Source organism: Actinoallomurus sp. NBC_01490 (assembly GCF_036227085.1).
Lineage (GTDB): Bacteria > Actinomycetota > Actinomycetes > Streptosporangiales > Streptosporangiaceae > Actinoallomurus > Actinoallomurus oryzae.
Genome location: NZ_CP109433.1, coordinates 10,772,965 through 10,785,742, shown reverse-complemented (window position 1 = coordinate 10,785,742; position 12,778 = coordinate 10,772,965). Strand labels below are relative to the sequence as shown.

Genomic DNA, 12,778 nt, shown 5'->3' with positions numbered 1-12,778 from the left:
AGGCATGGACGAACAACTGCTCACACTGTGCCCGGTGGCAGAGGCGGACCTGACGATCCTGGAGCGGCTGACCTCCGACCCGGACTCGACCGGCGAGTTCGCCTGGTTCGGCTGGCGTGAGCCGGGCCGCTACCGCCGCCGGTGGACCGAGAACGGCCTGCTCGGCGAGGACGGCGGCGTTCTCATGGTGCGGCGAGGGGAGGAACGCCTGGGGTTCGTCGCGTGGAACCGGCGGCAGATGACCCCGGCATCGTTCTGCGTCAACATGGGCATCGCCATGCTGCCCGACGCCCGGGGCAAGGGATACGGCGCGGAGGCGCACCGCCTGCTGGCCCGGTACCTGTTCGCCCACACGACCGTCCACCGGATCGAGGCCGACACCGAGGTGGGCAACATCGCCGAGCAGAAGGCGCTGGAACGGGCCGGCTTCAGCCGCGAGGGCGTGATGCGGGGCTGCGGCTGGCGGGACGGCGCGTGGCGCGACGGGGTGACCTACAGCATCCTCCGTACCGATCCGCCGGTGTGAAGAGCCGGGCCGGGCGCATGCCCGGCCCGGCTCCGGCCTCAGTTCTTCTTGATCCGCGGGGCCTTGTCGGCGACCTGCACGCTCAGCTGGGCGGTGGACTCGGTGATGCCGCCCTTCGGGCCCCTCGCCTTGGCGGCGTTCACGATCACGGTGCGTGCCCCCAGGTAGAGGTAGGTGTTGCGGTCGAAGATGTACTCCTGGCGCGTGCCCAGGCCGGGATCGGTCATGGCGACGGCGACGCCCTCGCGCCCGACGGCGTCCTTGGCCGACGCGACCGCCTTGACGCCGGGGATCGTCGCGGCCGCGCGGAACAATGCCGCCCGCTGTGCCGTCGGCATGTACGCGTTGGTGAGCATGCTGCCCACTCGCTGCCAGGCATCGCGGTCGCCCGCTACGCCTTCCGCCGCCCGGTAGTACAGGTGCTGCCGCATCCCGGCGGTGTCCGTCGGCAGACGGCTCAGGTGCGTGTAGTCGGTACGGAGGTAGTCCGCGGTTCCGTCGTAGTCCACGAGCCGGTCGGGACCGTACGAGCCCTGCCCCGTCCGTGCCTCGGGCGGGATCGGCCACCCCGGGTAGGCCTTCGGGGGCAGCACCTGCCCCTCGTCGACGCCGCCCGTGGCGTCCCCGGACACCGGCAGCCAGATCGTACGACGCGTGTTGCTGAGGTAGCGCGCGTAGCCGTGACGGGAGTTGGACTCCACCTGCTCCATGGACTGCGAACGGAAGACCAGGAACTGGCCCGGCCGCGGATGCAACTCCGGCTGGTGCAGCGCCGCCTCCGCGGCGTGGTCCAGGGTCTGTACGACGGCCACGGGCGCCACGGATTTCGGCAGCGGGGCGGGCGCCGCGGATGTGGGCACTGGGCCGGGCGGACTCGGCCGTGGGGCCGAGTCCACGCTCACCGCGACCACGGCGGCGACCGCCGCGGCGGACAGACCCCCGGCGACGCCGATCCGTACGAAGACGCGCCGCCCTGTACGGCGGGACGTGCGGCGGGCCGGTGCGGATCCGGCGATCGCGGCCATGAGGCGCTCCTCCTCGGCGCGCAGGTCCGGCAGGTCCGGCTCGGGGACCTCGGCGCGCAGCAGGCTCAGCTGGGACATCTCATCCATGAAGCGCTTCCTCTCCGAACGATGTGGGGTCGGCCCCGCCGAGTTCCTCGCGCAGCTTCGTCCGGGCCCTGCTCAGGCGCGAACGCACCGTTCCGATCGGCACGCCCAGGGCCTGTGCGGCGTCCGCGTAGCCGAAGCCACCCCAGGCGACCAGCAGCAACGCGTCGCGATGGCTCGCGGGCAGCTTCGCGAGAGCGTCGGCCAGACGGCGTCGTACCGCCGTGGCGCTGACCCGCTCGTCGCTGCGGTCGGTGAACGACTCGGTGACCGGGTCGGTGCCCGTACGGGCGAGGGCTCGCAGCAGCCGCACCTCACCACGGCGGTGCCGCCCGATCCGGTTGGTGGCGATGCCGTACAGCCAAGGACGGGCGTTCGGCTGGGACAGGTCGTAGCGGTCACGCTGCCGGAATGCCAGCAGGAAGGTGTCGGCGACGACGTCTTCGGCCGCGTCCGGTCCCAGGCGGCGAGTGACGTACCGCTTGATCTGGGGCGCGTACCTTCGGAAGACCTCGGCGAACACCTCGGGTTCATGGCGGGACCGCGCGATCAGGGAGGCGTCATCGGCCTCGGCCTCGGTCGCGGTCCGGCCGTTCTCGCTCATTCTGACTGACCTCTGGCTCTCGATCGGCTCTCGGTCGGGACACCTGCTGTTGCCCGATGCCGCGTGAGCGGTTCCGTCGCCAGGGAGGGGCGAGAAGGTTCAGACGCGGGTGGGGCGGCGGGCCAGGTCGCCGCCGCAGTTGGGGCACGTGTGGGACATCGCGCGGGTGCACGCGGCGCAGAACGTGCACTCGTAGCTGCAGATGTAGGCCAGCCCGTTGGCGTAGAGCGGCTCGTCGCAGCGTTCGCAGGTGGCGCGCATCTCCAGGCCCATGGCCGCGGAGCCTACCGGTACCGTGACCAACATGGACGAACGGAGCCGCGTCTCGTATGACACGTCGCTGCGGGTCTTCTGGGACGAGCGTCTCACCTCATACGACTTCGGCCCCGAACATCCGATGAATCCCGTACGCGTCGAGCTGACCATGGCTCTGGCCCGCGACCTCGGCGTCCTCGACGCGCCCGGGGTCACCGTCGAGGGCTTCGAGCCCGCAGGCGACGACCTGCTGCGGCTCGTCCACGACCCCGCCTACATCGACGCGGTACGCGCCGAGCGGGCCGACCCGGCCCGCGGCCTCGGCCTCGCCGACAACCCGGTCTTCTCCGGCATGCACGACGCGTCCGCACTGGTCGCCGGGGCGACCGTGGCCGCCGCGCGCGCCGTCTGGGAGGGCACGGCGGCGCACGCCGCCAACATCGCCGGCGGCCTGCACCACGCGATGCGCGGCGCGGCGTCCGGCTTCTGCGTCTACAACGATCCGGCCATCGCGATCGCCTGGCTGCTGGAGCAGGGCGCCACGAAGGTCGCCTACGTCGACGTCGACGTCCATCACGGCGACGGCGTCCAGGCCGCGTTCTACGACGACCCTCGGGTGCTGACGATCAGCCTCCACGAGTCGCCGCTGACTCTGTTCCCCGGCACCGGCCTGCCGCAGGACACCGGCGCCGAGGGCACGGCGGTCAACGTGGCGCTGCCGGCCGGCACCGACGACCGGCTGTGGCTTCGGGCGTTCGACGCGATCGTCCCGCCGCTGCTGCGGGAGTTCGCGCCGCAGATCCTGGTGACCCAGCAGGGATGCGACAGCCACGACCTGGATCCCCTCGCGCACCTGCGGCTGAGCGTGGACGGGCAGCGCGCCGCGTACCGCGCGCTGCACCGGCTGGCCCACGAGACCGCCGGCGGTCGCTGGGTCCTCGTCGGAGGGGGCGGATACGCGCTGGTCCAGGTGGTGCCGCGGGCGTGGGCCCACCTGCTCGCCGAGGCGGCCGAGCGGCCCATCGACCCGGAGTCGATCACCCCGCCGACCTGGCAGAACTACGTGCGCGACCGTACCGGGGCGCGGGCCCCGGAACGCATGACCGACGGCGAGGACGTGGAGGTGCAGACGTGGGCGGGCGGCTACGACCCGGCGCATCCGGTGGATCGAGCGGTGATGGCGACGCGGAGGGCGGTGTTCCCGGAGCACGGCCTGGATCCGATGCATTGACGGCGCCGGATCCGGCCGCGGTCCCGACCCGTACGGAGCTGCGCGAGCACCTGGTGCGCACGCTCATCGCGGGCGACGTGGCCACGCCACGGCAGAACAACCTCCTGCACTACCGGCGGATGGCGGCGGGACGGCCGTACTACCAGTTCGGACTCGAGTTCACTCGCGAATGGACGTTCGAGGACGTCTTCGCGCTGATGGTAAAAAAATGCGGGATTGATCCCGATACATCGCATCTTTACGGTGACGACACGATCGACCCTGAGCTGACCATCGACGCGCTGGAGGCGATGGGGGAGCGGATCGGCCGGGCGGCGGCTCGCGAGGAGACCGTGCTGCTCGCCACCGGGCACCCGTCCGGCCTGCTTCCGGTGTATCTGGCGGTGGCGCGGGAACTCGTGGCGCGGGGCTGCCGGGTGATCACTCCGGCGGCCGGCTGGTCGTACGAGGCGGACACGTCCCGAGGTCCGGAGAGGCGCCAGATCCGCTACGTGGACGGGGTTGCGGTGCTGTCGGGCGGCGGAGCGCTGCACCATACACACGACCCACATCCGATGCGAGCGATACTGGAAGAACTAACAGCAAACGCGACACTATGGCCGGATCTGGTCATAGCGGACCACGGCTGGGCGGGCGCGGCCGGACAGGCGGGCGTGCCGACGGTCGGGTTCGCGGACTGCAACGATCCGGCGCTGTTCGCGGGGGAGGCAGAGGGCAAGATCGGGGTAGTGGTGCCTCTGGACGACAACGTGCCGCCGCACTACTACACGCCGCTAACGATGTATCTTTTGGCGCGTTCGAGCCTGATTGGTTGAACTCCCCTCTTGCGACTACAGATTCACGATTTACGCTGGAGAAAGTACACGGCCGTGATCAAAGTCACCGCAAAGGTCTGACGCGCGGCGTGTGGAAGAGGGCGTCCGATGAGCTCAGGCGAGCGACCTCTGAGCGAGGTCAGGTTCCTGACTGTGGCCGAGGTGGCGACGGTGATGCGGGTGTCCAAGATGACCGTATACCGCCTTGTTCACTCAGGAGAACTACCGGCAATTCGCGTGGGACGTTCGTTCCGCGTACCGGAGCAGGCTGTCCACGACTATCTGCGAGACGCTTACATCGAGGCGGGCTGACCCCCGACCGTGTCGGGGGTCGCCGAGCCCGCGGACGACGGGCGTACTGGCGGCGGTACCCTTGGGCTTCGGGCTGTGCCCGCCAAGGGTGCTGATCGCCTGTTCCCGGTCGACCATCGAGTGAGGGTTTCGTGGGCTCTGTCATCAAGAAGCGTCGTAAGCGCATGGCCAAGAAGAAGCACCGCAAGCTGCTGAAGAAGACGCGGGTCCAGCGCCGTAACAAGAAGTGACTTCTCGTTGAGGTAGTCGTAACGGCTGGGGGGCACTGTGTCATCCATGCGTCCCTCGGAGAGCGGATCACGTACCCCGGGTATGGCCCGGGTGGTCCTGGTCACCGGCGTGTCCCGCTTCCTCGGTGCAAGGGTCGCGGACGCGCTTCAGGCCGATCCCAGTATCGAACGGGTCATCGGCGTGGACACCGTCGCGCCCACGATGCCGCTCGGGCGTACGGAGTTCGTCCGCATCGACATCCGCACGCCGAGCATCGCGAAGATCATTAACGCGGCCGAGGTCGATACGGTCGTGCATCTCCACCTGGTGACGATGGCCGCGGCGGGGCGGCTGAAGTCCAAGGAGCAGAACGTCATCGGCACGATGCAGCTCCTGGCGGCCTGTCAGCGGTCCCCGGCGATGCGCAAGGTCGTGGTCCGCTCGTCCGCGGCGGTGTACGGCTCGTCCGGGCACGACCCGGCGGTCTTCACCGAGACCGACGAGCCGGTGCGGCCGCCCGCCTCCGGCTACGCGAAGGACGCGGTCGAGGTCGAGGGGTACGTCCGGGGGCTCGCCCGGCGCCGCTCCGACCTGACCGTGTCCGTGCTGCGCTTCGCCAACTTCCTCGGGCCGCACGTCGACAACCCGCTGAGCCGATACTTCCGCATGCCGGTGGTGGCGACGGTGCTGGGGTTCGACCCGCGCCTGCAGTTCGTCCACGAGGACGACGGTGTCGAGGTGCTCCGGCGCATGGCGACCGAGGACCACCCCGGCACGTACAACGTGGCCGGCGACGGCGTCGTCCTGCTCTCACAGGCGCTGCGCCGGGCCGGCCGGCCGACCCTGCCGCTCCCGGCGCCCGCCCTGCAGACGCTGGGCGACGTCGGGCGCCGGTTCGGCGGGCTGAAGGGCTTCTCGCCGGAGCTGCTGCGCTGGCTGACGTACGGCCGGGTGCTCGACACCGAGCGCCTGGCGCGCGAGCTCGCCTGGCGGCCGAAATACAGTTCGGAAGAAGCCTTTACCGATTTCGCGGATTCGCAAGGTCTCGGTCATGGTCTGCCCGCCGGGCTCCTCGACCGGTTGGCGGGCGCCGTAGGGGGCAAGAGGTGAGTCACGACCCTCTGGAGGAGGCGAGATCCGAAATGCGGCCAGAAGCACAGGTCATTCCGCTCAACACCGACGCCGCAGAGCATCTCGTCCGTGAACCCGGGGGTTTGGACCACAAGGTCGCTTCCGCCCTGCAGTTCGTACGGCGACGGCTGGCCGGCGAGTACGAGATCGACGAGTTCGGCTTCGACCCCGAGCTCAACGAGAACGTCCTGCTGCCGCTGCTGCGCCCGCTGTACGAGCGCTGGTTCCGGGTCGAGATGTTCGGCATGGAGCACATCCCCGACACCGGCTCCGCGCTGGTCGTCGGCAACCACTCCGGCACGCTGCCGATCGACGGCGTCATGCTCCAGGTCGGCCTGCACGACGACCACCCCGCCCACCGCAACCTGCGGCTGCTCGGCGCCGACCTCGTCTACCAGATCCCGGTGCTCGCCCACCTCGCGCGCAAGAGCGGGCACACGCTCGCGTGCCAGGCCGACGCGTCGCGGCTGCTCGCCCAGGGGCAGCTCGTCGGGGTCTTCCCCGAGGGCTTCAAGGGCGTCGGCAAGCCGTTCAGCGAGCGCTACCGGCTCCAGCGGTTCGGCCGGGGCGGGTTCGTGGCCACCGCCCTGCGCGCCCAGGTGCCGATCATCCCGTGCGCGATCGTCGGGGCCGAGGAGATCTATCCCAAGATCGCCGACCTGAAGCCGCTGGCCCGGCTGCTCGGCTTTCCCTACTTCCCGGTGACGCCGACCTGGCCGCTCTTCGGCCTGCTCGGCCTGGTGCCGCTGCCCTCGAAGTGGATGATCGCCTTCGGCGAGCCGATCCGCACCGACGAGTACGACCCGGCGCAGGCCGAGGACCACATGACGGTCTTCAATCTGACCGACCAGGTGCGCGAGACGATCCAGAACATGCTCTACGACCTGCTCCGCCGGCGCGGCCCCGCCTTCCTCCGCGCCTGACGCACCGGACCGCCGCGCCTTCGCGTACGGGGGTCCGGGCTCCCGGAGTGGAATCGATAGTCGATCCACACCGGTAGACTGCGTGGTGGGATGTCACGCCCGCACCTGGACCAGGTCGTCGCGAAGGAAGGCGGCAACAGCGTGACCGATGTCGCTCCGCTGCGGACCGGTTTGCTCTCCGACCAGGTCTACGACCGCCTGCGACAGGCGATCATCGACGGCAGCCTCGGCCCCAACACCCGCCTGGTCGAGTCGGACCTGGCGCGCCGCTACGGCATCAGCCAGGCGCCCGTACGCGACGCGATCCGCCGTCTCGCCCACGAGGGGCTGGTCAGCCACGTCCAGCGCCGGGGCAGCTACGTGGCGGAGATCTCGGCCGAGGACGCCGCACGGGCCCGGGAGATCCGGGTCGTCCTCGAAGGGATCGCCGCGCGTGAGCTCGCCGCCGACTGGACCCCGGAGGCCGAGCAGGCGCTCACCGAAGAGGTGGAGCGCATGCGCGCCGCCGCCCGGTCGGGCAGCCAGTCCAAGCTTCGCCAGGCCGACCTGGCCTTCCATCGCCGGCTGTGCGCGCTCGGCGGCGACACGCTCGTCCAGCGGCTGTGGGGCGTGCTCGAACCCAGCCTGAACCTCCTGCAGGTGGTGGGCGACCCGTTCTACAAGGGCGACCTGGACGAGCTCCCCGAGTGGCACGCCCGCCTGGTCACCGTCCTGGCCTCCGGCGACGCGGAGCGCGCCGAAGCGGCCGTCCGCGACCACGCCGCCGGCAAGTCACACGGCCTGATCACCTGAACCCCGGCGCCCTTACGGCCTCGCCGAAGTCCCGTCCCGGGTCCGTATCGGGGTCGGCTTCCCCTTCTCAAGCGCCGCATCACGCCCGAAACCGGACATCCCCGGGATATTGACCGAGTGCTCTCCGCTCGCTACGGTCCGGCTAATCGATCAGATTCAATCGATTAGCGTTTATCCTTCGCCGCCGGAGGAGTCTCCTGCATGGTTCCCCTCAAACACCGCCTCGCGCTGATCGCCGTCGCCGCGCTCGGCCTGGTCGCCGCCGCCCCCGCGGCCGCCTCGGGTGCCCCCGCCCGGGCCACCCCGTGTCACGCCACCGAGTTCTACGTCTCGCCGAACGGCGCCGACTCCGGCGCCGGCACCGCGCACAGCCCGTGGCGCACCGTTCAACACGCCCGCGACTACATCGCCCGCCACGGCCTGAACCGCCACATGCACTGCGACATCGACGTCAACCTGCGTGCCGGTGACTACACCGTCGACCAGACGATCGCGTTCACCGGCGCCGACTCCGGCAGCGACGGGCACCGCGTCGTCTACCGCAGCTACGACGGCCCGGGCAAGGCGCGCCTGCTGGGCGCCCGGCAGGTCACCGGCTGGCAGACGTACAAGGACAAGATCTACCGGGCCCAGATCGGCACCGGGCACCCCATCCACACGCTGTACGAGGGCGACCGGCGGGCGACCACCGCGCGCTACCCCAACCGCGGCACCGACGAGACCTGGGCGCCCTACCTGCGCGCCACGCTCGTCCCGGACCGGCGCAACAGCCAGACCTGGCTCACCTTCGAGCCCGGCACGTGGGACCAGAACTGGGACCTGCACGACGCCCAGGTGGTGATCTGGTCGGGCGGGTCCTGGAGCTGGTTCACCGACACCGACCCGATCAAGAACATGTCGTGGAACAAGAACCTCGCCACGCTGATGTACCCGACGCGGTACTCCATCCAGACCGACGACCCGGGCTCGCGCTACTTCATCCAGAACTCGCTGGACTTCCTCGACCAGGCGGGCGAGTACTACTACGACTCGGCCACCGGCTGGCTGTACTACTGGCCCCGCGACGGGAAGATCGACACCCCCGTCTGGGCGCCGACCGTCCAGACCATCGTGTCGGTCACCGGGAGCTCGACCGGCGCGCCGGCGCACGACCTGACCTTCGACGGGCTGGCGTTCGAGTACTCCGACTTCGTCGACTGGTACCGCTTCGCCTGGAACGCCGCCGGTGACTCCGGCACCGCGCACAAGTACCCCGACTACGACCGGCAGATCGAACTGCCCCGCAACCGGTTCGGCACGATCACGCTGACCAACACGACCGGCATCGACCTGCACGCCCTGCATGTCACCAACACCGGCTGGGAAGGCGTCTACCTCACCGGGCGCGCCGACCACGACACCGTGTCCGACAGCTACTTCGCGCACATCGGCGGCGACGGGGTGAAGGTCGAGGGCCCGTATCCCGGTGAGGGCGACATCGCCCACCACAACGTGTTCACCGATGACTACTACGACTACTACGGCGAGCTGGTGCCCGGCGACGCCTCGGCGGTCGAGCTGCTCGACAGCGGGTCGAACGTGGTCAGCCACAGCGTCATGCAGCACAGCGCCCGGTACGCGGTGAGCATGCGCGCGGTCACGACCGCGGCCAACGCCGACGACTACGGCCATGGCAACGCGCTGTCCTACCTGAAGATCGCGCACGTCGGCGAGGACAGCGGCGACACGGGCGCCATCTACGCGTACGGCGTCCAGAACTTCGATCCGCACACCATGAACAGCTCCGTGGACCAGGTGACGATCGACGACGTGAAGGCCGACCCGTCCATGCTCGACTCCCCGCCGCGCGGCGTGCACATGGACTTCGGCGGCTGCGGGTTCACGTTCTCCAACATCCAGGTGACGAACGTGCAGGGCGACCAGTACCACGGGCCGTCGGCGGCGGAGTGCAACGAGTTCGCCAACGACAGCTGGAAGGACGGGTTCGACACCTCGAAGATGCGCTACGACCAGATCGGACTCACCGCGCAGTTCCCCTACCCGGTGGGGCAGTGACATGCGCCTCATCGCTCTCGTCGCGGCCGGCGCGATCCTTCTCCCGATGACGCCGGCGGCGGCCGGCACCACGGCGACGACCGCCTGGGCGCACGGCTCGTTCCACGTGGACGTGCCCGGTGTGGTGAGCCGCTCCGACGTCGTCCTGGGCCGGCCGAACACCGACCCCAAGCAGGCGATGCCGCTCGGCAACGGCACGCTCGGAGTCGCCGCGTGGGCGGCGGGCGGCTTCACCGCCCAGCTCAACCGCGCCGACACCATGCCCGACCGGCTCTCCCCCGGCCAGGTCCTGATCCCCGGCCTGGCGAAGCTCACCGGCGCGGCCGACTTCCGCGGCCGGCTGAACCTCTACGACGGGACGCTGGTCGAGTCCGGCGGCGGCATGACGGCCACCGCGTACGTCCGCGCCGGCACCGACCAGCTGGTCGTCGACGTGACCGGCGCCGACCCGGCCGCCGCACAGACGGCCCGGCTGGCGCTGTGGCAGCCGCGCACCCCCGACGCCCGGGCCGCGGGCGGCGTGGGCGCGCTGTCGCAGACCTGGACCGACGGCGGGCGGCCCGGCTCCACCGGTGAGACGTTCGGCTCGCTCGCCGCGGTGACCGCCGGCGGGCGCGACGTGAACGCCCGCGTCGTCGACACACGGACCGTCGAGGTGAGCTTCCGGCCCCATCCGGACGGCTCGTACCGCGTCGTGGTGGACTCCCCGCACTGGGCCGGCGGGGACGCTCTCGCCGCCGTACGCGACCGGCTCGCCCGCGCCGCCCGTCCTCCCGCGGCGACGCTGCGCGCGGCACACCTCGCGTGGTGGCACGGGTACTGGCGGCACGCCGGGCTGATGCGGCTGTCGTCCCCGGACGGGACCGCCGAGTACCTGGAGAACCTCCGGGTGGTCAACCTGTACGCGGACGCCGCGGAGCGCGGCGACGTACGGCCCGGATCGCAGGCCGGAGTGGCCGACCTGTTCGACTCCACGCAGGACACGCACACCTGGGACCCGGCCGCGTACTGGGGCTGGAACCTGCGCATGCTCGTCACCGCGTCGCTGGGCGCCGGCACGTACGGCGACAACGACGGCTACTTCGCCATGTACCGCGACGACCTGGCGACGATCGAGGACTGGACGGCGAGCCAGTTCCCCGGCAGGACCGGTGCGTGCGTCCCGGAGACGATGCGGTTCAACGGCATCGGCTACCAGACGCACAATGACGGAGCCGGCTGGGGCGCCCGGCCGTTCACCGACTGCGGCGGAGGCCCGGCGAACTACAACGCCCGCACGCTCACGACGGGCGGTGAGGTGTCGCTGTTCGTCTGGCAGCAGTACCTGCAGACCGACGACCTGGCGTTCCTGCGGAAGAACTATCCGGTGATGAGGGCCTGGGCGCGCTTCATGCTCTCGTACGCCACCGTGGGCGACGACGGCAGGCTGCACACCGGCCCGTCCAACGCGCACGAGACGCAGTGGGACGTCACCGACCCGACGACCGACATCGCCGCGATGCGGGCGGTGTTCCCGGCCATCGCCCGGGCCGCGCGCCTGCTGCACCGCGACGCCGGCCTGGCGACCCGGCTGGACGCCGCGGTCGCCAAGCTGGTGCCCTATCCGCGCACCGACGAGGACACGCGCACCCAGCAGCTGCCACCGTCCGCCGACGCCGCCGGCCACGACGTGATCGGCATGTCCTGGCAGCAGTCGGCCGACACGCACAACGTCGAGAACATCGGCCTGGAACCGGTCTGGCCGTACGGTCTGATCGGTGACGACGGGCCGTCGCACGACCTGGCCGCCCGGACGTTCGCCCACCGGCCGTACGTCGAGGACAACGACTGGAGCTTCGACCCGATCGACGCCGCGCGGCTCGGCCTCGCCGACGACATGGCCAAGACGCTGGTCGACCTCACCGAGCGGTTCCAGGACCGGCCGTCCGGCCTGGCCTCTTTCGGCGTGACGGTGCGCCAGCCCGAGCCGTACATCGAGCAGGGCGGCGTGGTCTCCACCGCCCTGCAGGACGCGCTGGTGCAGGACTACGACGGGACGCTGCGCGTCGCCCCGGCCTGGCCGAAATCGTGGGACGCCGACGGCACCGTCTACATCCAGCACCGGGACAAGGTCGATGTGCAGGTCCGCGGAGGTGTGCCGGTGACGGTCGGCATCGAGGCGGGGTCGAACGCGCCGATCCGGGTGCGCAATCCCTGGCCCGGCCAGAAGGTCCAGGTCGTGACGGGCGACGATCGGCACACGGTCGTGCTGGCGCCGACCACGGCCTCGACGTTCACGGTGCCCGCCCGGGCGGGCGGCTCGTACCTGATCGAACGCGCCGGCGCGTCCCCGCCGCCCTTCGCGCCGGTGACGGGCAGACCCGCCACCACGAGCCGGCAACTCGGCCCGGTGACGATCGGCCTGCCCGCCTCCTGATCGGTGAACTCCAAGGGCCCCTGGCGCGACCTGCCGCGCCAGGGGCCCTTGGCGTTCTGCGGTGGCACGGTTTGGGGCCGCACAAAGGCAACGGCTGTCTCGTCCGGAAAAGGCTGATCATGGACGGGGAACCGGCGGGCGTACCTCCGCGTCCTACTCCCACCGACCTCGGTCTGACCGCTACTGACCAGTGAAGCGTCGCGCGCATAAACTTAATAGGTCACGACGAGTCACCATTTTCGGTCACCTCTTCTGATTCTCAACACTTTAGTAAAACACTGTCAGTGTTATTGAAGTGTGGATGAGATACGAGCTTTCCGTGCCACCATTTCGGGTTGCCGAGACAACTCACGCATGTCTACGTTTCGTGCCGGTTGATGACTGTCAGTGCCCGGCCGA

General features: G+C 70.3%; 13 protein-coding genes. 10 read left to right on the top strand and 3 right to left on the bottom strand.

The window, feature by feature from the left end; translation table 11 throughout:
* Positions 1–4: 4 nt before the first annotated feature.
* On the top strand, positions 5–526 hold the full coding sequence (locus OG417_RS49690) for a GNAT family N-acetyltransferase (RefSeq protein WP_329245458.1): 522 nt from the start codon (positions 5–7) through the stop codon (positions 524–526).
* Positions 527–564: 38 nt separating this feature from the next.
* On the opposite strand, the gene OG417_RS49685 is transcribed toward OG417_RS49690, so the two are convergent.
* From OG417_RS49685 to OG417_RS49675, 3 genes are all read right to left on the bottom strand, one after another.
* Positions 565–1,638, bottom strand: a complete 1,074-nt coding sequence (locus OG417_RS49685) for a CU044_5270 family protein (protein ID WP_329245455.1) — start codon at positions 1,636–1,638, stop codon at positions 565–567.
* The gene (locus OG417_RS49680; protein WP_329245452.1) at positions 1,631–2,239 is read right to left on the bottom strand and encodes an RNA polymerase sigma factor; all 609 of its coding nucleotides are present in this window, start codon (positions 2,237–2,239) and stop codon (positions 1,631–1,633) included. The genes OG417_RS49685 and OG417_RS49680 overlap by 8 nt, the downstream gene beginning before the upstream one ends.
* Before the next feature lie 99 nt (positions 2,240–2,338).
* On the bottom strand, positions 2,339–2,512 hold the full coding sequence (locus OG417_RS49675; protein ID WP_329245449.1) for a DUF1272 domain-containing protein: 174 nt from the start codon (positions 2,510–2,512) through the stop codon (positions 2,339–2,341).
* A gap of 31 nt (positions 2,513–2,543) precedes the next feature.
* On the opposite strand from OG417_RS49675, the gene OG417_RS49670 reads away from it, so the two are divergent.
* The 9 genes from OG417_RS49670 (at position 2,544) to OG417_RS49630 (ending at position 12,379) form a co-directional block, all read left to right on the top strand.
* A complete protein-coding gene (locus tag OG417_RS49670; RefSeq protein WP_329245446.1) occupies positions 2,544–3,725 on the top strand; it encodes an acetoin utilization protein AcuC in 1,182 nt (393 codons plus the stop codon).
* Positions 3,722–4,540 carry a phosphatase gene (locus tag OG417_RS49665; RefSeq protein WP_329245442.1) on the top strand — a complete coding sequence of 273 codons (819 nt, stop codon included), beginning with the start codon at positions 3,722–3,724 and terminating at the stop codon, positions 4,538–4,540. Before OG417_RS49670 ends, OG417_RS49665 begins: the two co-directional genes overlap by 4 nt.
* Positions 4,541–4,648: 108 nt before the next feature.
* The gene (locus OG417_RS49660) at positions 4,649–4,852 is read left to right on the top strand and encodes a helix-turn-helix domain-containing protein (RefSeq protein WP_329245439.1); all 204 of its coding nucleotides are present in this window, start codon (positions 4,649–4,651) and stop codon (positions 4,850–4,852) included.
* Between the two features lie 131 nt (positions 4,853–4,983).
* Positions 4,984–5,082: a 30S ribosomal protein bS22 gene (locus OG417_RS49655; protein WP_012854759.1), complete on the top strand. Its 99-nt coding sequence runs from the start codon at positions 4,984–4,986 to the stop codon at positions 5,080–5,082.
* Positions 5,083–5,128: 46 nt separating this feature from the next.
* Positions 5,129–6,172, top strand: coding sequence for an NAD-dependent epimerase/dehydratase family protein (locus OG417_RS49650; protein WP_329245436.1), 1,044 nt, complete (start codon positions 5,129–5,131; stop codon positions 6,170–6,172).
* Positions 6,173–6,204: 32 nt separating this feature from the next.
* A complete protein-coding gene (locus OG417_RS49645; RefSeq protein WP_329245433.1) occupies positions 6,205–7,116 on the top strand; it encodes a lysophospholipid acyltransferase family protein in 912 nt (303 codons plus the stop codon).
* 90 nt (positions 7,117–7,206) lie between these two features.
* Entirely contained in the window at positions 7,207–7,908 is a 702-nt protein-coding gene (locus OG417_RS49640) for a GntR family transcriptional regulator (protein WP_329245430.1), read from the top strand.
* Between the two features lie 201 nt (positions 7,909–8,109).
* Positions 8,110–9,963 (top strand): hypothetical protein, encoded by a 1,854-nt coding sequence (locus OG417_RS49635; RefSeq protein WP_329245425.1) that lies wholly within the window; start codon positions 8,110–8,112, stop codon positions 9,961–9,963.
* A gap of 1 nt (position 9,964) precedes the next feature.
* Positions 9,965–12,379, top strand: a complete 2,415-nt coding sequence (locus OG417_RS49630) for a glycosyl hydrolase family 95 catalytic domain-containing protein (RefSeq protein ID WP_329245421.1) — start codon at positions 9,965–9,967, stop codon at positions 12,377–12,379.
* Positions 12,380–12,778: the final 399 nt, after the last annotated feature.

Excerpts from the sequence above, each read along its gene's own strand:
- OG417_RS49690 (WP_329245458.1), top strand. The coding sequence starts at position 5 with ATGGACGAACAACTGCTCACACTGTGCCCGGTGGCAGAGGCGGACCTG.
- OG417_RS49685 (WP_329245455.1), bottom strand. The coding sequence starts at position 1,638 with ATGGATGAGATGTCCCAGCTGAGCCTGCTGCGCGCCGAGGTCCCCGAG.
- OG417_RS49680 (WP_329245452.1), bottom strand. The coding sequence starts at position 2,239 with ATGAGCGAGAACGGCCGGACCGCGACCGAGGCCGAGGCCGATGACGCC.
- OG417_RS49675 (WP_329245449.1), bottom strand. The coding sequence starts at position 2,512 with ATGGGCCTGGAGATGCGCGCCACCTGCGAACGCTGCGACGAGCCGCTC.
- OG417_RS49670 (WP_329245446.1), top strand. The coding sequence starts at position 2,544 with ATGGACGAACGGAGCCGCGTCTCGTATGACACGTCGCTGCGGGTCTTC.
- OG417_RS49660 (WP_329245439.1), top strand. The coding sequence starts at position 4,649 with ATGAGCTCAGGCGAGCGACCTCTGAGCGAGGTCAGGTTCCTGACTGTG.
- OG417_RS49650 (WP_329245436.1), top strand. The coding sequence starts at position 5,129 with ATGCGTCCCTCGGAGAGCGGATCACGTACCCCGGGTATGGCCCGGGTG.
- OG417_RS49645 (WP_329245433.1), top strand. The coding sequence starts at position 6,205 with ATGCGGCCAGAAGCACAGGTCATTCCGCTCAACACCGACGCCGCAGAG.
- OG417_RS49640 (WP_329245430.1), top strand. The coding sequence starts at position 7,207 with ATGTCACGCCCGCACCTGGACCAGGTCGTCGCGAAGGAAGGCGGCAAC.
- OG417_RS49635 (WP_329245425.1), top strand. The coding sequence starts at position 8,110 with ATGGTTCCCCTCAAACACCGCCTCGCGCTGATCGCCGTCGCCGCGCTC.
- OG417_RS49630 (WP_329245421.1), top strand. The coding sequence starts at position 9,965 with ATGCGCCTCATCGCTCTCGTCGCGGCCGGCGCGATCCTTCTCCCGATG.